The organism is Bradyrhizobium sp. SZCCHNS1050 (genome assembly GCF_032484785.1).
In the GTDB taxonomy this organism is placed as follows: Bacteria; Pseudomonadota; Alphaproteobacteria; order Rhizobiales; family Xanthobacteraceae; genus Bradyrhizobium.
Window position 1 is genome coordinate 4,431,601 of record NZ_JAUETR010000001.1, and the last position, 16,878, is coordinate 4,448,478.

A 16,878-nucleotide genomic window follows, 5' to 3' on the forward strand; every position below is an offset into this window, starting at 1 on the left:
CGATCTCGACGGGCGACGTAGGCCATGACTGCAGATGCAGCCGCTGATCGTAGTTGGAAGTCTCCGGCTGTGCCGCGGCTTACAGCCTATGGCCGTGTTGCAACGCACGATGTCGATGAGGCGGCTGAACAAATAGGCCGCATCTTCTGTCCGCATGGGCTGCAACCGGAGGCGGATACTGCGCGCGATTTCCTCGCTCTGCATAATTGCGCGGCATTCGATGGCTTTTCCATCAACTACGTCGCCTATGGCGGTGCGGTAACCATCGATCCGGGCTGTCTCGACCGCTTCTTTCTGCTGCAGCTCCCGCTGGCGGGGACCGCGCGGGTCTTTGCCGGGGCCGGCGAGGTCGCGACGGCGCCAGACCATGCGGCATCACTGCTGTCGCCGACATTGCCCACGCGGATGGTCTGGGACGCTTGCGCTCAGTTGATCCTGTTGCTCGACCGCCGTCTCGTGGAACAGCGCGCAGCAGCGCTGTCCGGGCGCGCGGTGCAACCGATCGAATTCGATCCCGCAATCGCGTTGTCGGGATGTCCTGGCTCGCGGCTCCGGGCTCACATGCTCGGGCTCGCGGACCTCGCCGAGCGTCTCGGCGGTGGGCGCGGCCTGCCACCGGTTGCGGCAGCCAATTGGCGCGAGACGCTGCTGGACATTCTGTTCGAGCAGCCCGGCAATGGCCTGGCGGAGGCGATCAGGCTGCATTCCGGCCGGGTCGAGACATTGCCGCAGGCCGTCCGCCGGGCGCGTGATCTTCTGGCAGCGCACGCAGCCGAACCGCTCGATCTGGCGCAACTTGCGGCGTCGTCAGGCGTGGGGATCCGGGCGCTGCAGGGCGGCTTTCGCCGCCATTTCGGGATGTCGATCTCCGACATGCTGCTCGACATCCGGCTGGCGCGGCTCAATGCGCAATTGATGGCGGCTCCACCGGAGGCGCGGATCATCGACATCGCCTTCGACCTTGGCTTCACCCATCTCGGGCGGATGGCGGGGGCCTATCGCAACAAGTTCGGGGAGGCGCCGTCGGCCACGCTGCAACGCGTGCAGCGCGGTCGCTTCACGAATTGACGTGCACGAAATCCCGCAGCAGCGGATAGATCTCGTTGTTCCACTTCTTGCCGCTGAACACGCCGTAATGGCCGACGCCGGCCTGCATGTGATGGACGCGGCGATAGGCGCGCACGTTGGTGCAGATGTCCTGCGCCGAGAGCGTCTGGCCGATCGAGCAGATGTCGTCACGCTCGCCCTCGACCGTCATCAGGCCGATGCGCCGGACTGCCTTCGGGTCGACGGGACGGCCGTGATGCATCAGTCTGCCTTGCGGCAGCAGATGCTCTTGGAAAACGTCGCGCACCGTCTCGATGTAGAACTCCGCCGGCAGATCCATCACCGCGAAGTACTCGTCGTAGAAGGTCTTGATCGTCTCGGCCTTCTCGACCTCGCCTTTGGCGAGATGGTTGGCGAGATCCATGTGCTGCTTGACGTGGCGTTCGAGATTCATCGAGACGAAGGCCGTGAGCTGCACGAAGCCCGGATAGACCTTTCGGAAGGCGCCCCTGCATTGAAAGGGCACGTAGTGGATCAGATTGTCCTCGAACCAGTCGATCGGCTTGCTCTTGGCGAACTCGTTGACCTTGGTCGGCTGGATCCGCGTGTCGATCGGTCCGGCCATCAAGGTCAAGGTGGCGGGGCGCGACGGATGGTCGTCCTCGCACATCACGGCGGTGGCCGCGAGTGCCGACACCGACGGTTGGCAGATCGCGACCATGTGCGGCCGCGAACCGAGCTGGCTGAGAAAACTGATGAGATGATCGGTGTAATCTTCCAGACCGAAGCGGCCGTGATCGCGCGGGATGTCTCGCGGATTGTGCCAGTCTGTGATATAGACGTCGTGATCCTGCAGTAGCGTCTTCACGGTGCCGCGCAGCAGGGTGGCGAAATGGCCGGACATTGGCGCGACAAGCAGCACCTTGGGCTGCTCCGGCGCAGCGTCCTTCTTGAAGTGCAGGAGCGAGCCGAACGGCGTCTTGAACGTGACCTCTTCGGTGACGGCGAGTTCGCGGTTGCCGACCATCACGCTATCGATGCCATACGCCGGGCGGGCGTAGGTCAAGGCTGAGCGGGAGATCAGCTCAAGCGCGGCGGACAGACGCCGCATGGCGCGGCTGGATAGCCCTGATGGGATCAGGTTGAGATAGCGCATGGCGGCTGCCGCGCTCTGGCGCCACGGCTCGGTCAGGTCCATGTGGTTCTGATAGGCTTGGTACAGCAGCGCCATCGCGTCCGATCCATTACATGCATTGCTGTATGCAATATCGGAGCCAGAACGGCCGAGTCTTGCCTGAAAAACTGGCATGTCGCTTGCTCGATGATATCTCCGACGTATCCGGCTCCGCGCATGATGCCGGTCGCACGAGCGGCACGATGGGCGAACGACAAACGACAATGCGGCAAGAGGGTAGGGCGACATGGCCAAAGCGACGTTGACCATCAGCAGCAAGAATTACTCGTCGTGGTCGCTGCGCGGCTGGCTGCTCGCCAGGTTTGCCGGACTGGATTTTGACGAGGTGATCGTCGGTCCGGACGACGCATCGGCTCGCGCCGAGATCCTGCTGCTGTCGTCCTCGATCCTGGTGCCGTGCCTGCGCCACGATGGTGCGACGATCTGGGATACGCTGGCGATCGGCGAGTACCTCAACGAGACCTTTCCGGAGGCGGGCCTGCTGCCAGCCGACCGCATCCAGCGCGCGCATTGCCGCTCGATTTCGGGCGAGATCCATTCTGGCTTCACGACCCTGCGGGCGTCGCTGCCGGTCAATCTCAAGGGCCACTTTCCGGGCTTCAAGGTCTGGACGCGGGCGCAGGCCGACATCGATCGCATCTGGGCGATCTGGCGCGACTGCCTGGACATATCCGGCGGCCCATTTCTGTTCGGCCAGCGTGGCATGGCGGATGCGATGTATGCGCCGGTGGTGACGCGCTTCGTGACTTATGACGTGAAGCTCGAGCCGCGGCTCAGGGCCTATGCCGACCTGATCATGGCGATGCCGGAGATGCAGCAATGGATCGAGGCCGCCAAGGCCGAGCCCGAGGAGATCGAGGAGCTGGAGGTCGAGTACTAGGTGTTCTGCCGTCAGCGGCGCGTGCCCGCGGCCCTTTGCAGCCGCGGCTCCAGCGAGAACGGCTCACGCCGCGGGCAGCGGCTGCTCAATTTGAAGCCGGATTTGCGTCTTCTCGGCGCGTGGCGCGAGCTGTCAGCACGTCACCATTGCCGTGTGGCGTCGGCCAAAACCCGGTTGTTGGCAATCAGTTCGGCTCGCGATGCCGCCCTGGCCTACCGATCTCTGCGTTGCAGACAGAGCGTGGCGTGGTTTTCGCATGGCACAATCCGCTTTCGGACGTGGTGGCCGCTGTGGCCGATCGATGGGCCGCAACGGTCGCCGATGTCGCGATCAACCGGTGGAGGCCGTCATGAACCAGCATGCAGTGGTGACCAAGTTCTCGCACGTGAAGCCCGAGGACACCGACTACAAGGGCGGTGGGTTGCGCGACTTCTTCCTGTACCGCGATCTCGGCATCGCCGACGCCACCGGCGGCCAGGTGATCTGCCACCTCGTCAAGGCCAATCCGGATTGTCCGCCGGTAGATGGCACAGGTTGGCATCGCCATGATTGCGATTTCCAGATCGTCATCATGATGAAGGGCTGGGCCCGCTTCATGTACGAGGACAAGCCGACCCTGGTGAAGGCCGGCGACGTCGTGCACCAGCGTCCCGGCATCGTGCACTACCTCTACGATTATTCCCCTGACATGGAATATATGGAGATCGTCAGCCCGGCCGACTTCAAGACGGTCGAGATGCCGCCGGCGACCGACAACGTGCCGCCGGTCACGCCCTGGACCTGAGCGCCAGATCTGCTTCTCCGTTAGTCTTTGGCATCCGGTTGCGGCAAGCGGCCGGAAGCTTCCCCTCACGATGTGGTGGGTCGTCTCCGATGTGTCCGACATCTAGCGTGAACAGATCGCGCACCCGATGCGGCATCCGATTCGGACGCGATTCGTTCCAGCAGCGTTCCAAGGATTAAGACTGCAAGGCAGCGCCGTCGCATTTTGAAACACGGCACGCGCGCTGCCTGTCTCGCGCCTTGGTGCTCTACATTGCCCCTTGCGACCGGTCTGGCGCCGGTCCATCACCCGCGAGGGGAGCATCGATCATGACCTTGACCACATTGGCTTGGCTCGCGCTCGCGGCCTACGGCGCGCATATTCTCGAGGAATACACGTTCGATTGGCGCAATTGGGCGCGGGCGGTGATGAAGCTGCCGGTCGAGTGGAGCGACTTCTACGTGACGAACGCGCTGGTGGTCGTGCTCGGCGCGGTGCAGGCAGAGCTTGCCGAGACGTGGCCGCCGGCCGCGCTCACCTACGCGGCGCTGATGATCATCAACGCCGTCTTCTTCCACATCCTGCCGTTCCTGCGCAGCGGAGGCAGATTCTCGCCGGGGCTGGCGACGGCGCTGATTCTGTTCTTTCCGATTGCAATTGCGATGTGGCGGCGAGCGTGGGGTGACGGTGTGCTCGACGTTGGAACGGCTGCCCTCGCGATCGTCGCCGGCTCGCTGCTGATGGCCTATCCGGTCGTGATGCTCAATCTGCGTTCAAAACCATATTTTCGGCAAGACCGGCCCTGAGCAGAACTCAGGGCCCGGCATGATCAATAAGACGAAGCGCGATCGGCAACGAAGCTCGGCTGCGGACGGCGTCCATTGCGCTCGTCAAATCGCGCGCGCGGGAACCGCCAGCCGATGACGGTGGCTTCGAGCGCGCCGCCGGATTCCTTGTTGTGCCATTTGCCATCAATGTAGAAGCAGGGGAACGGCAGTTGATAGGTGCCGCTGTGATCCTCGCACAGCACCTCGACCGTCTGTCCGGGCGGCGGCTCACCGCTGCCGTCGAATTGCGCCAGCCGTTTTTCGCGCGTAGCCATTCTGTCCATCTCCCTAAAAACGGGTCCCAGCCGGAACTTCAATGCGCGATTGAGGTCTCAGTATGGTATCAATCAGGAAACTCCGTCAGTTCCACGCAAAATCATGTGTTGGGCAAGCCAATGAGAAAATTGTGATGCGAAAATTCATTGCCGCGCGAATCATCTTTGCCGCGAGCGCGCTCGCGACAGGTGTGAGTTCTGCCGGACATGCGCAGGATATTCCGGGCATCGAAATCTGCACTGCAGAAAAGGCGATGGATCGACGGACATCATGTCTGCAGAGCAATATCGATTTCCTGCAGAAGACGATGACCAAGCAATCGCTCGATCAGCAGCAGAAGCTCGATGCGGCGAATCGGCAGATCCAGGCGCTGAAGGCTGCGCTGATCTCGCAGCAGGGCCTGATCGACGAACTCAAGGCGTCGCAGGCGAAACTTGCGGACGAGCTGAGGAAGAAGGCCGATGCGCCGGCCGCCAAGGACGCGGCGCCGGCGAAGCCGGCCGGCAAATAGCACGGCCCGCAGCGCAACAACGATCAAGCGCATGTGGATCTCCGCGCGCAGGATCGGGCGCTTCGATAGGAGAGAGGCGTGTCCACCAACCCGGCCCAGAAAGCGCTCTGGTTCATCGAGAGCCATCTGTCGGCGCCATTGACGCTGGATGAGGTCGCGGCCATCGCCGGCGTGTCGCGCTTCCACATCGTGCGCGCGTTCGCGGCGGCGACCGGCGTCTCGGTGATGCGCTATGTCAGGCTGCGCCGTCTCAGCGAGGCGGCACGGGCTCTGGCCTCTGGCGCACCCGACATTCTCAGTCTCGCGCTCGAGGCTGACTACGGCTCCCACGAAGCGTTCACGCGCGCGTTCCGCGACCAGTTCGGCGTCACGCCGGAAGCGGTGCGCGCCCGTGCGCGCCTCGATGGCCTCGCACTGCAGGAGCCGATCCTGATGAACCAGACCCCGCTCGATGATCTCGCCGCCCCACGCTTCGTCACCGCGCAGCCGCTGCTCGTCGCCGGCCTCGGCGATCGCGTCAGCGTCGACAATGGCGCGGGCATTCCCGCCTTGTGGCGCCGCTTCAACGAGATCGTGCACGAGGTTCCGGCGCGCCGCGGCGTGGTGGCTTATGGCGTGTGCTGCAACGGCGACGATGCCGGCAATTTCGACTACATCGCCGGCGTCGAGGTGGCCGATTTTTCCGACCTGCCTCGGACCTTCAGCCGCGTGCGGGTTCCGGCGGCGACGTTCGCCGTGTTCACCCATGCCGGCCACGTCTCGTCGATCCGCCGCACTGTACACACGATCTGGAATCGCTGGTTGCCGCAGTCGGGCTATGAGGTCGCCGATGCGCCGAACTTCGAGCGCTATGACCAGCGTTTCGGACCCGCTCACCGGCAATGGCGGCCTGGAAATCTGGCTGCCGGTGATCCGCTAAACATCGCGCGCGGTACCAACTTGCGTCGACACGCTGCAAGCGTCTCCCTCAGCAGGGCTGCTCTGCGGTCTCGCGCTCAGCCGCTTGCTTGGCAAGCCGTGTCGGCTTTGCGATAACCTCACGCCTAACAACCATGCGCCGCAGCGCGGCGACGAAAGCGGGAGGTCGTCCGATGTCCGACATGCGCGTGCTCGCCACCGATCTGGAATTTCCGGAAGGGCCCGTGGTGATGCCCGACGGCTCGGTGGTGCTGGTCGAGATCCGCGGCAAGCGCCTGACGCGGGTGTTTCCCGACGGCCGCAAGGAGATCGTGGCGCAGATTCCGGGCGGGCCGAACGGCGCAGCCCTCGGGCCCGACGGCAAGATCTACATCTGCAACAATGGCGGCTTTTCCTGGATTCCGACCGGCAAGATGATCATGCCGGGCCCACAGCCCGAGGACTATCTCGGCGGCTCGATCCAGCGCGTCGATCTGCAGAGCGGCACGATCGAGACCGTCGTCAGCCGCTGCGGCGAGCACGCGCTGCGCGGGCCGAACGATCTGGTGTTCGACCGTCACGGCGGCCTGTGGTTCTCGGACCTCGGCAAACGCCGCGCCCGCGACATGGACGTCGGCGCGTTCTATTACCTCAAGCCCGGCATGAGCGAGATCGTCGAGGCCGTCCACGGCATTCTGCCGGCCAACGGCATCGGGCTATCGCCGGACGAGAAGACGGTCTACATCGCGGAGACGCCGACCGCGCGTCTCTGGGCCTACGATCTCGCCGAGCCCGGCACGGTGAAGCCGCGCGAGGTGATCTATCGCGGCGAGCGCGGCCGCCCGATCGCGGGGCTCGGGGGCTACCAGATGTTCGATTCGCTCGCGGTCGAGGCGAACGGCAATGTCTGCGTCGCCACGCTGGTGACCGGCTGCATCAGCGTCATCGCGCCCGACGGCACGCTGGTCGAGCAGGTGCCGACTGGTGACCGAGTCACGACGAACATCGCCTTCGGTGGTCCCGAGCTGAAGACGGCCTACATCACGCTGTCGGGCAGGGGTGAGCTGGTGGCGATGGACTGGCCGCGACCGGGCCTGGCGCTGAATTTTCTGAACAAGTGACGCTCTACGTGATAGTTCCGTCATCGCGAGCGTCAGCGAAGCCATCCGGAGCGGCACATGCGACTCTGGATTGCTTCGTCGCTCGCTCTCCTCGCAATGACGGACACTGCTGATGCCCTTTCTTGAACCAGTCACCCTTCGCGGCCCGCATGCGAGCCTTGTGCCGCTGTCGGCGGACCATCACGACGCGCTGGTCGAGGCCGTCAGTGACGGCGAATTGTGGAAGCTGTGGTACACCGCAGTTCCGAAACCCGAGACCATGACCAAGGAGATCGAGCGGCGGCTCGGCCTGTTCGCCACGGGAAGCATGCTGCCGTTCACGGTGCTCGATGCCGACGGCCGTGTCGCCGGCATGACCACCTACATGAACGTCGATGCCGCCAACCGCCGCGTCGAGATCGGCTCGACCTGGTATGCGAAGCGGGTGCAGCGCAGCGCGCTCAACACGCAGTGCAAGCGGCTGCTGCTGGCGCACGCCTTCGAGGCGATGGACTGTATCGCCGTCGAGTTCCGCACCCATTTCTTCAACCAACAGAGCCGGCGCGCCATCGAGCGGCTCGGCGCCAAGCAGGACGGCATTTTGCGCAGCCACCAGATCGCGCCGAACGGTACGCTGCGGGATACCGTCGTCTACAGCATCACCGCGGCCGAATGGCCGACCGTGAAGGCGCATCTCGACTACCAATTGAATGACAAGCCGCGCTGACCGCGCTATGGCCGCTTGCCGCCTCGCGCGGCTGACGATGACGAGACCGGGACGAACGACCAGATGGATACCTTCGACTATGTGATCGTGGGCGCCGGCTCCGCCGGCTGCGTGCTGGCGAGCCGCCTCAGCGAGGACCCTGGGGTCACGGTGTGCGTGCTGGAGGCGGGGCCGCGCGACTGGCATCCCTACATCCATCTGCCCGCCGGCTTCATCAAGACCTTCTACATGAAGAGCATCAACTGGGGCTATCAGCAGGAGCCGGGGCCGTACACGGCGGGGCGCAGCATCTATGCGCCGCGCGGCAAGACGCTCGGCGGCTCCTCTTCGATCAACGGCCATGTCTACAATCGCGGCCAGCGCCAGGATTTCGACACCTGGGCGCAGATGGGCAATCGCGGCTGGAGCTATTCCGACGTGCTGCCGAATTTCAAGCGCATGGAGAAGCGCATCGGCGCCGGCGAGGACCAGTATCGCGGCCGCGACGGCAACCTCATCGTGACCACCATGGAATGGAAGGACACGCTGTGCGAGGCTTTCATGGATGGCGCTGTCTCGCTCGGTATCCCGCGCAACCCGGACTACAACGGCGCCATTCAGGAAGGCGTCTCATACGTCCAGCGGACCATCCAGAACGGCCGCCGCGTGTCGTCGGCGACCGCATTCCTGCGTCCGGCCAGCAAGCGGCCGAACGTCGAGGTTCGCACCCACGCCCATGCCACCGGCGTTGTGCTGGAAGGCAAACGCGCGGTCGGCGTGCGTTACAGCCGCGGCGGGCGCGGCGGGGCGCCGGTCGAGGTGCGCGCGCGAAAAGAGGTGATCCTGTCCGGTGGTGCCTACAACTCGCCGCAGCTCTTGCAGCTCTCGGGCATCGGCGCGCCCGCGCTGCTGCAGGAGCATGGCATCGAGGTGCGCCATGCGCTCAACAGCGTCGGCGAGGGCCTGCAGGACCATTACGCGCCGCGCACGGTGGCGCGTGTCAAGAACATCAAGACCGTCAACGAGCTCGCGCGCGGCCTCAATCTATGGGGCGAGGCGCTGAAATGGGCGGTGACGCGGCGCGGCATCCTGTCGCTGTCGCCGACCATGGTCTACTGCTTCTGGCATTCCGGCGAGACCGCCGAGCGCTCCGACCTGCAGCTCACCTTCACGCCGGCGAGCTACAAGGAGGGCGTGCAGGGCCAGCTCGAGGACGAGCCCGGCATGACGGTCGCTTCCTGGCAGCAGCGCCCGGAGAGCCGCGGCTACGTCCGCATCCGCTCCGCCGACCCGTTCGCGCCGCCGCTGATCCAGACCAACTATCTCACCGCCGAGCTCGACCGCCGCGTGGTCGTCGCCGGCATGAAGCTGGCGCGCCGGCTGCTGGCCTCGGCCCCGCTCGCGCCGTACTACGCCTATGAGGATTTCCCGGGACCGAAGGTGAACAGCGACGACGAGTTCCTGGCCGCGGCGACGCAGCGCGCCACCACCACCTTCCATCCCGGCTGCTCCTGCCGGATGGGCCCAGCGGACTCGACCTGGGCAACGGTCGACGACCAGCTCCGCGTCCATGGTCTCGAGGGCCTGCGCGTTGCCGACGCCTCGATCATGCCGCGCATGATCTCCGCCAACCTCAACGCCGCGACCCTGATGATCGGCGACAAGGCGGCGGACCTGATTTTGGGCAAGGCGCCGGTGGCGGAGAGTTTGTCGGCGTAGTTGGGGCCGTCGCCGCTTATCGTTCGAGCCCGTGTCGTGCCGCACGACCAGTGCGCCCCCCTCCCCCTTGCGGGGAGGGGTCGGGGGTCCCCGGGCGCTGAACTAAGTTGCAAGCTCACGTTCGGCAGATGGGCTTCGGCGTGAGCATTGACTTCGCCCTCTACGATTTAGTCTGTCTCGCGCGCGTTCAATCGCACATCATTGACAGTGGGACTCGTGGACCCCCACCCCGACCCCTCCCCGCAAGGGGGAGGGGAGTGCACCGCCTGCGCGGCAGACTATGCTTCCGATCACGAGCTTGACTACTTCACCAGCCTGAATCTCCCGCCCTCGACCTTGATCAGGAACGCCGAGCGTTCGTCGTAGCCGTTGTGGTCGGTCGGGCTCATGTTGGAGAGGCCGTTGTTGAGATAGATATCCTTGCCGCGCTCGAGTTCGTCGCGCAGCGCGGCGCGGAATTCCGGCGTGCCGGGCTTGGCGGCCTTCAGCGCGCCGGGAATGGCGCCCTTGAGCAGGGTTGCGGTGTCCCACAGATGCGCGGCGAAGATGTTGGGCTTGTCGCCATTGGCGGCCTGATAGGCGGAGACGAACGCGTCGTTGGCGCGGCGGAACGGATCCTCGGGCGCCAGATCGTCGGCGATCGAGAACGCTTCGCCGGCGAACACCGCGCCCTCGACATTCTCCTTGCCGAGCTTGATGAACTCCTGCGTCGCGACGCCATGGGTCTGGAAAATCCTCCCCACATAGCCGCGCTCGCGCAGCGCCTGTTGCGGCAGCACCGCCGGCGTGCCGGCCGAGGCGATGAACACCGCGTCCGGATTGGTGGCGATCACCTTGAGCGCCTGGCCGGTGACGCTGGTGTCGCCGCGGGCATAGACCTCGTGGGTGGTCACCGTGAGCCCGAGCTTCGGCGCCAGCTTCGTCACCTCCTGATAATAGCCCTCGCCATAGCCGTCGGACACGCCGATGAAGCCGAGCGTCTTCACCCCGGTCTTGGCGATGTATTTCAGCATCGCCGCGGCCATGATGTCGTCATTGGGCACGACCTTGAATGCCCATTTGCGCTTGTCGTCCATCGGCTGCACGATCGCGGTCGAGGCCGCCAGCGACAGCAGCGGCGTCCTGCTTTCGAGCGCGACGTCGAGCATCGGCATGGTAACCGGCGTCAGCGACGAGCCGATGATGACGTCGACACCGTCCTGGATCACCAGGCGGCGCGCGTTCTGCAATCCCTTCACGCTGTCGGATTCGTCGTCGAGCGCGATGTAGACGATCTTCTCGCCGCCGATCTCCTTCGGCAGCGCGGCCACTGCCTTGATCTGCGGCTGTCCGAGCGCCGAGCCGGGTCCGGTTGCGGACACCACGATACCGACCTTGATGTCGGCGCGCGCGGGCGCGCCGAAAGCCATCGTTGCAGCAATTCCGATCGCCGTGAGCGCGGCTCTCATCGCGTATCCTCCCCGTTGAGCGTGCTCGGCGCGTTGACTGGCCGAGACTTTGGCCGATGAGCGTAGCCGGACCGGCGGCCTCGTGTCTGTCCCCGTGGTTGGTGACGCGGGGCGGCGCTTCCAGCCAGGGCGGGTTGCTGCTAGGTTTCGGCGAACAAAGAGATCCGGGAGGAACGCATGGAGGCTCAGGAGCCTGGCATCGAGGCGGCCGGTGCCGTCGGCGCGATGGTGCTCGCGATCGGACAGCCCGCATTTCCGCAAGTCCTGATCGAGACGTTGCGCATCCTTGCCGATGTCGGTCACTGCATGGTGTTCGCCTTCGAGGACCAGCGCTCGGCGCGCTGCCTGCTCAGCACGGGGAACATCGCGATCGGGCCCGACCTCGGCGCGGCCTATTCGGAGCACTTCCACACCGCCGATCCGAACCGGGATACGATCTTTCGCGAGCGCGCGGAAGCGCGCCACATCCTGCTGCCGAACTTCGCGCGCCGCATGTACCCGAAGGGTTACCGCAAGCTGTTCTTCGAGGACTCCGAGATCGTCGACAAGGCCGCCACCGCGATCTGGGTCGGCGAGCACTGCACCTACGTGAACTTCTATCGTACTGCTGCTCAAGGCGGTTTTGCGCCCCACGAGCGCCAGCGCATCGCCGCGGTCGCCCCGATCGTGGGGGCCATCGTCGCGCGTCATTGCCAGGATCGCGCTGCCGCGATGGATCCGGCCGACAGATTTGCTTCGTTGTTCGCCGCCGGCGGACCGCTGTCGGTCCTGACCGCGCGGGAGAAGGACGTCTGCCGTCGCATCCTCGAAGGCTTCACCTCCGAGGCGATCGCTGGGGCTCTCGGCATCGCCCTCAACTCCGTCTTCACCTATCGCAAGCGCGCCTATGAGAAGCTCGGCATCGCCTCGCAGAACGAGCTGTTCGCGATCGCCCTCCGCCTGATGACGACACCGCGGCCGCTGAACTGAGCGGGGGGCTCGCCTGCTGTCACCCATCGCCGGGACAGACGTTGCCGGAGCGTGCGGCTAGCCTGCGCCGTCAGAACCGGAGACCGAGAGTGAGCACAGCACCGCATTTCGACATCGATACCGCCGCGTTCTGGGCCGATCCCTATCCGGCGCTGGCTCGCATGCGCCAGGAGACGCCGATCGCCTTCGTGCCGCAGCTCGGCAGCACGCTGTTGTGCCGTCGCGACGACATCTTCGTCTCCGAGAAGCAGATCGACATCTTCAGCTCACATCAGCCGCAGGGCCTGATGAACCGGCTGATGGGCCACAACATGATGCGCAAGGACGGCGCGGCGCACATGGCGGAGCGCCAGGCGATCGCGCCGGCGGTGTCGCCGCGCGCGGTGCGGGTGCACTGGCTGGCGCAGTTCCAGGCCCACGCCGACCGGCTGATCGACGCGCTCGACCCGGCGAGGGATGTCGATCTCGTCGGCGATTTCGCGCTGCCGTTCTCGGCCGAGTGCCTGAAGCTGATCACCGGCCTCACCAACATGCGCTTCCAGGACATGAATGCGTGGTCGCAGGCCATGATCGACGGCATCGCCAACTACACCGGGGATCCCGCGGTCGAGGCGCGTTGCAACGCCGCGACATCAGGCATTGACGCTGCCATCGACGACATGCTGCCGGTGCTGGAGAAGACCCCGAACCAGAGCCTGCTTGGCGTGATGCTCGCCACGCAAATGCCGATGGAGAGCATCCGCGCCAACATCAAGCTCGCCATCTCGGGCGGCCAGAACGAACCGCGCGATGCGATCGCCGGCACGGTGTGGGCGCTGCTGACGCATCCCGAGCAGCTCGCGCTGGCCATCCATGGCGAGGTGCGCTGGCTCCAGGTGTTCGAGGAATATGCCCGCTGGATCTCGCCGATCGGCATGTCGCCCCGGCGCATCGCCAAGCCCTGGACGATTCGCGACGTCGCCTTCGAACCGGAGGAGCGCGTGTTCCTGATGTTCGGCTCGGCCAATCGCGACGAGGCGCATTTCACCGACGCCGATCGCTTCGACGTCCGCCGCGACGTCTCCAAGAGCATCGCCTTCGGCGCAGGCCCGCATTTCTGTGCGGGCGCCTGGGCCTCGCGCGCGATGATCGCCGACGTCGCGCTCCCGACGCTGTTCGCGCGGCTCAAGAACCTGCGCCTGCGTGACACCGAGCCGGTGCGCATCGGCGGCTGGGCCTTTCGCGGTCTGCTCAATCTGCCGGTGACCTGGGACGCGACGCAGGATTGATCCTCGCCGCGGCCCTTGCGGGGGAGCGCCGTGCTCAGGCGGCCTCTACGCCCTGCCTGCTGCGATCGCCTGCGCCTCTGCGGCTGCGCGCTGCATGCTGGACGACATCTCGCCGGTGACCGTGCTCTGCTCCTCGACGGCGGCGGCGGTCGAGGTGACGTATTCGCTGACGTTCTGGATCTCGACCTTGATCGCGTTCAGCGCATTGACGACCTCGCTGGAGATCCCGTTCAGTCCGGCGATCTCCGCGCCGATCTTGTCGGTGGCGGCCTTGGCCTGCGTGGCGAGATTCTTGACCTCCGACGCGACCACGGCAAAGCCGCGGCCGGCATCGCCGGCGCGCGCCGATTCGATCGTGGCATTGAGTGCCAGCAGGTTGATCTGCCCGGTGATGTTGCCGATCAGCTCGACGATGCCGCTCATCGCCTGCGTCGCCTCGCTCAGGCGCTTGGCCTGCGAATCGGCGGAGGCGACCCGGTCAGCCGCCCCCATCGCGGTCTCGCGGGACTTCGTCATGGCCTCGGAAATCTCGCGCACCGAGGCGTTCAATTCCTCGGCACCCGCGGCGACGGACTCCATCATGCCGCGGACGCGCTCATTGCCCATCCGCACCAGCACTTGCTTGGTGACGTCGGTGGCGTATTTCACGACCTTGAAGGGCTTGCCGTTGAGGTCGAGGATTGGATTGTAGGAGGCCTGAATCCAGACCTCGCGACCGCCCTTTCCGATCCGCTTGTATTCCGCGGCCTGATATTCGCCGCGGTTCAGGGCGGCCCAGAAGTTGCGGTAGGCCGCACCGTCGCGCTCTGACGGATCGACGAACATCGAATGATGGCGGCCCTTGATCTCGGACAGCGTATAGCCGAGCGCCTGCAGGAAATTGTCGTTGGCGTTGATGATCGTGCCGTCCAGTTCGAACTCGATCACGGCCTGCGATTTGCTGATGGCGGCGATCTGTCCGGCGAGATCGGCATTCCGAAGCTTCTGGGCGGTCACGTCGGTGGCGAACTTGACGACCTTGAAGGGCTTTCCGTTCTGATCGAACACCGGATTATAGGACGCCTGAATCCATACCTCCTTGCCGCCCTTTCCGATCCGCTTGTATTCCGCGGCCTGATATTCGCCGCGGTTCAGGGCGGCCCAGAACTCGCGATAGGCGGCACTGTTGCGCTCCTCCGGCGAAACGAACATGCTGTGATGTTTGCCCTGGATCTCCGGAAGGCTGTAGCCCAGCGCATTCAGAAAATTGTCGTTGGCGGTGACGATGGTGCCGTCCAGGTTGAATTCGATCACGGCCTGTGATCGGCCGATGGCCGCGACCTGAGCGCTGTAGTCGAGGTTCTGCAGCCGCACGCTGGCGTCGGACCACTCGACGACCGTTCCGGCGCGGCTTCCGTCCGGGTGCTTCAAGGGCTGCGCGATCAGATCGAACGTCCACTTGCCGATCTTGATGGTGGCCCGGTGCTCGGAGGCGAGGGCCTGCAGCATGCGGCGCTGGTGGGTCGGGTCCTTGTGGAAGACGTCGATGTTGGTGCCGATGAGGCCGTCGACGCGGAAGTTCGGCAACTGCGTCTTGAGATCGGCCTCCGCCTCACGCATCAGCGCCCGTACCGCCTCGTTCATGTAGACGATGTTGAGCTTGTCGTCAGCGACCATCACCTTCGCGGTGATCGCGTTTGCGGCCAGGGCGGCCAGGGATGCGGCGTTGTTCTTGCGGCCAAACATGATGGTCTCCTGTGCAAACGATCACGCCAGCGATGTGCACATCCTCGTGATCACGCGGTAGTTGCTGTGATCCAGAGACGGCGCTGACTGCGATCATTCCTGAACTCGATGATTCCCGTAAATTCCCGGGGGCTTTATTCAATCTAACAGCTCGTCAGTAAGATTCGGTTAGGCAGCAATCTGCAGAGATGTTCTGATTGTGCAGGAATGGCCGTGAATCTGCGGGGCGTGTTCAAGTGTCGCAGGGCCGGGATTGCCTTAGATCACGATCGACATGATCCTCGGCGCTAGGCTCCAACCAGATTGGATGGTATCGGCTTCGACATGCCAGAGAAGGACATTGCCGAAGTCATCGCGGTGCCGAGGGTGTTTCTCGACAGCCTCGGCATCGGCATCTCGATCGTCGACAGTGCAACGGGACATATCCGGTTTGCGAACGCCGAATGCTGCCGGATCGTCGGATACACGCTGGAGCAGCTCAAGACCGGTGGGCTGACCTTTGTCGATCTGACGCATCCAGAGGACCGGGAGCGCAATCGGCTGCAGCACGACAAGCTGCTTGCAGGCGAGATCGCGACCTATCAGCTCGACAAGCGCTATCTCCAGCCGGACGGAAGCGTCGTGTGGGGACGCGTGACCGTCAATCCGGTCAGGGACGCCAGGGGCCGCCTGAAGTGGTTCTGCGCCGTGGTCGAGGACATCACGACAACCAGGATCCTGGAAGAACAGCTTGCAGCCGCGGAGAAGCTCGCTGGGCTGTCGACGTTCAACCTGATCGTCGATGCAGACGAGTCCAAGGGAGATTTTCCGCCGGCGTCGCCATCGTCGCTGCGCGACATGTTGTGCCACGTGCATCCCGAGGATCGGAACGGGCTCGAGCAGGTCATCCGTCGTGCGATCATGAAGCGAACCGGCTACACGCGCGACTACCGGGTGCTTGGCAAAGCCGGTGCGGTGCGCTGGGTCCGTGGCATGGCGACCTCCGTCTACAGCCCGTCCGACGGACGAACCCATCTCGTCGGCGCGACGATCGACGTCACCGCGGATCATCTCGATCGCGATAGCCAGGTGCCGGAGTCCATTCGCAGGATCCTGGAACACATTGAGACGAACTGGGATCAGAAGATATCGATCCAGCAACTCGCGGTTCGCTACGGCGTCAGCCCCCGCACGGTCTATCAGTACTTCGCGAAGAGTGGTGTGTCCTTGGCCGAGAAGATCAAGCTGACGCGAATCCAACATGCGCACCGCATGCTGTATGATGCGAAAGCGGGTGACACGGTGACGTCGATCGCCCTGCGATGTGGCTTCAGCAATCCGGGGCATTTCGCCAGGGAGTATCGAAAGATCTATGGTGAGACGCCGTCGGAAAGTCTGAGGCAGGCGTCATTGCCGCTGGCGGCGCGGGGTGAAGCCGCCGCTGCTCCGTCCGCCCGCTGATCGTCAGCCGACCTTCACGGCATCACGTCTGGATGGAGCACCGGCCAGATGTGCCCGACGGGCAATCTCCGCATGCTTCGTATGCGCGAAATGCCCGTCGGGTTAGT

15 protein-coding genes and 1 pseudogene are annotated in these 16,878 nt (G+C 64.7%); 12 read left to right on the top strand and 4 right to left on the bottom strand.

Going from position 1 to position 16,878, the window contains the following annotated elements:
• Positions 1–24: 24 nt before the first annotated feature.
• Positions 25–1,068: an AraC family transcriptional regulator gene (locus QX094_RS20005; protein WP_315718049.1), complete on the top strand. Its 1,044-nt coding sequence runs from the start codon at positions 25–27 to the stop codon at positions 1,066–1,068.
• On the opposite strand, the gene QX094_RS20010 is transcribed toward QX094_RS20005, so the two are convergent.
• The gene (locus QX094_RS20010; RefSeq protein WP_315750226.1) at positions 1,058–2,278 is read right to left on the bottom strand and encodes a polyhydroxyalkanoate depolymerase; all 1,221 of its coding nucleotides are present in this window, start codon (positions 2,276–2,278) and stop codon (positions 1,058–1,060) included. The genes QX094_RS20005 and QX094_RS20010 overlap by 11 nt on opposite strands.
• A gap of 190 nt (positions 2,279–2,468) precedes the next feature.
• Here QX094_RS20010 and QX094_RS20015 point away from each other — a divergent pair, with 190 nt between their 5' ends.
• The 3 genes from QX094_RS20015 to QX094_RS20025 all read left to right on the top strand — a co-directional run bounded on the left by QX094_RS20015 (position 2,469) and on the right by QX094_RS20025 (position 4,691).
• Positions 2,469–3,122: a glutathione S-transferase family protein gene (locus QX094_RS20015; RefSeq protein ID WP_315718051.1), complete on the top strand. Its 654-nt coding sequence runs from the start codon at positions 2,469–2,471 to the stop codon at positions 3,120–3,122.
• 349 nt (positions 3,123–3,471) lie between these two features.
• Positions 3,472–3,906: a cupin domain-containing protein gene (locus QX094_RS20020; protein ID WP_315718052.1), complete on the top strand. Its 435-nt coding sequence runs from the start codon at positions 3,472–3,474 to the stop codon at positions 3,904–3,906.
• A 308-nt stretch (positions 3,907–4,214) separates the two neighbouring features.
• Positions 4,215–4,691: an HXXEE domain-containing protein gene (locus tag QX094_RS20025; RefSeq protein WP_315750227.1), complete on the top strand. Its 477-nt coding sequence runs from the start codon at positions 4,215–4,217 to the stop codon at positions 4,689–4,691.
• Positions 4,692–4,714: 23 nt separating this feature from the next.
• Here QX094_RS20025 and QX094_RS20030 read toward each other — a convergent pair whose 3' ends face one another.
• A complete protein-coding gene (locus QX094_RS20030) occupies positions 4,715–4,987 on the bottom strand; it encodes a hypothetical protein (RefSeq protein ID WP_315718054.1) in 273 nt (90 codons plus the stop codon).
• A gap of 134 nt (positions 4,988–5,121) precedes the next feature.
• On the opposite strand from QX094_RS20030, the gene QX094_RS20035 reads away from it, so the two are divergent.
• The 5 genes and pseudogenes from QX094_RS20035 (at position 5,122) to QX094_RS20055 (ending at position 9,921) form a co-directional block, all read left to right on the top strand.
• Complete coding sequence (locus tag QX094_RS20035) at positions 5,122–5,499, top strand: hypothetical protein (RefSeq protein ID WP_315718055.1); 378 nt, start codon at positions 5,122–5,124, stop codon at positions 5,497–5,499.
• A gap of 78 nt (positions 5,500–5,577) precedes the next feature.
• Positions 5,578–6,418 (top strand): annotated as a pseudogene (locus QX094_RS20040) (GyrI-like domain-containing protein).
• A gap of 172 nt (positions 6,419–6,590) precedes the next feature.
• Positions 6,591–7,517, top strand: a complete 927-nt coding sequence (locus tag QX094_RS20045) for an SMP-30/gluconolactonase/LRE family protein (protein ID WP_315718056.1) — start codon at positions 6,591–6,593, stop codon at positions 7,515–7,517.
• A gap of 112 nt (positions 7,518–7,629) precedes the next feature.
• Complete coding sequence (locus QX094_RS20050) at positions 7,630–8,223, top strand: GNAT family protein (protein WP_315750228.1); 594 nt, start codon at positions 7,630–7,632, stop codon at positions 8,221–8,223.
• A 63-nt stretch (positions 8,224–8,286) separates the two neighbouring features.
• Positions 8,287–9,921, top strand: coding sequence for a GMC family oxidoreductase (locus QX094_RS20055; RefSeq protein ID WP_315750229.1), 1,635 nt, complete (start codon positions 8,287–8,289; stop codon positions 9,919–9,921).
• Between the two features lie 302 nt (positions 9,922–10,223).
• Here the strand turns inward: QX094_RS20055 and QX094_RS20060 are convergent, their stop codons facing one another.
• Complete coding sequence (locus tag QX094_RS20060) at positions 10,224–11,369, bottom strand: ABC transporter substrate-binding protein (RefSeq protein WP_315750230.1); 1,146 nt, start codon at positions 11,367–11,369, stop codon at positions 10,224–10,226.
• Between the two features lie 177 nt (positions 11,370–11,546).
• On the opposite strand from QX094_RS20060, the gene QX094_RS20065 reads away from it, so the two are divergent.
• Positions 11,547–12,338: a helix-turn-helix transcriptional regulator gene (locus QX094_RS20065; RefSeq protein WP_315750231.1), complete on the top strand. Its 792-nt coding sequence runs from the start codon at positions 11,547–11,549 to the stop codon at positions 12,336–12,338.
• An 89-nt stretch (positions 12,339–12,427) separates the two neighbouring features.
• Positions 12,428–13,606: a cytochrome P450 gene (locus QX094_RS20070; RefSeq protein WP_315750232.1), complete on the top strand. Its 1,179-nt coding sequence runs from the start codon at positions 12,428–12,430 to the stop codon at positions 13,604–13,606.
• 45 nt (positions 13,607–13,651) lie between these two features.
• Here QX094_RS20070 and QX094_RS20075 read toward each other — a convergent pair whose 3' ends face one another.
• Positions 13,652–15,331, bottom strand: a complete 1,680-nt coding sequence (locus QX094_RS20075) for a PAS domain-containing methyl-accepting chemotaxis protein (RefSeq protein ID WP_315750233.1) — start codon at positions 15,329–15,331, stop codon at positions 13,652–13,654.
• A gap of 324 nt (positions 15,332–15,655) precedes the next feature.
• Between QX094_RS20075 and QX094_RS20080 the strand changes: the two genes are divergently transcribed.
• Positions 15,656–16,771 carry a PAS domain S-box protein gene (locus tag QX094_RS20080; RefSeq protein WP_315750234.1) on the top strand — a complete coding sequence of 372 codons (1,116 nt, stop codon included), beginning with the start codon at positions 15,656–15,658 and terminating at the stop codon, positions 16,769–16,771.
• Positions 16,772–16,878 lie beyond the last annotated feature (107 nt).

Bases quoted from the DNA above. Each gene is read 5' to 3' on its own strand.
- QX094_RS20005 (WP_315718049.1), top strand. From the start codon at position 25: ATGACTGCAGATGCAGCCGCTGATCGTAGTTGGAAGTCTCCGGCTGTG.
- QX094_RS20010 (WP_315750226.1), bottom strand. From the start codon at position 2,278: ATGGCGCTGCTGTACCAAGCCTATCAGAACCACATGGACCTGACCGAG.
- QX094_RS20015 (WP_315718051.1), top strand. From the start codon at position 2,469: ATGGCCAAAGCGACGTTGACCATCAGCAGCAAGAATTACTCGTCGTGG.
- QX094_RS20020 (WP_315718052.1), top strand. From the start codon at position 3,472: ATGAACCAGCATGCAGTGGTGACCAAGTTCTCGCACGTGAAGCCCGAG.
- QX094_RS20025 (WP_315750227.1), top strand. From the start codon at position 4,215: ATGACCTTGACCACATTGGCTTGGCTCGCGCTCGCGGCCTACGGCGCG.
- QX094_RS20030 (WP_315718054.1), bottom strand. From the start codon at position 4,987: ATGGCTACGCGCGAAAAACGGCTGGCGCAATTCGACGGCAGCGGTGAG.
- QX094_RS20035 (WP_315718055.1), top strand. From the start codon at position 5,122: ATGCGAAAATTCATTGCCGCGCGAATCATCTTTGCCGCGAGCGCGCTC.
- QX094_RS20045 (WP_315718056.1), top strand. From the start codon at position 6,591: ATGTCCGACATGCGCGTGCTCGCCACCGATCTGGAATTTCCGGAAGGG.
- QX094_RS20050 (WP_315750228.1), top strand. From the start codon at position 7,630: ATGCCCTTTCTTGAACCAGTCACCCTTCGCGGCCCGCATGCGAGCCTT.
- QX094_RS20055 (WP_315750229.1), top strand. From the start codon at position 8,287: ATGGATACCTTCGACTATGTGATCGTGGGCGCCGGCTCCGCCGGCTGC.
- QX094_RS20060 (WP_315750230.1), bottom strand. From the start codon at position 11,369: ATGAGAGCCGCGCTCACGGCGATCGGAATTGCTGCAACGATGGCTTTC.
- QX094_RS20065 (WP_315750231.1), top strand. From the start codon at position 11,547: ATGGAGGCTCAGGAGCCTGGCATCGAGGCGGCCGGTGCCGTCGGCGCG.
- QX094_RS20075 (WP_315750233.1), bottom strand. From the start codon at position 15,331: ATGTTTGGCCGCAAGAACAACGCCGCATCCCTGGCCGCCCTGGCCGCA.
- QX094_RS20080 (WP_315750234.1), top strand. From the start codon at position 15,656: ATGCCAGAGAAGGACATTGCCGAAGTCATCGCGGTGCCGAGGGTGTTT.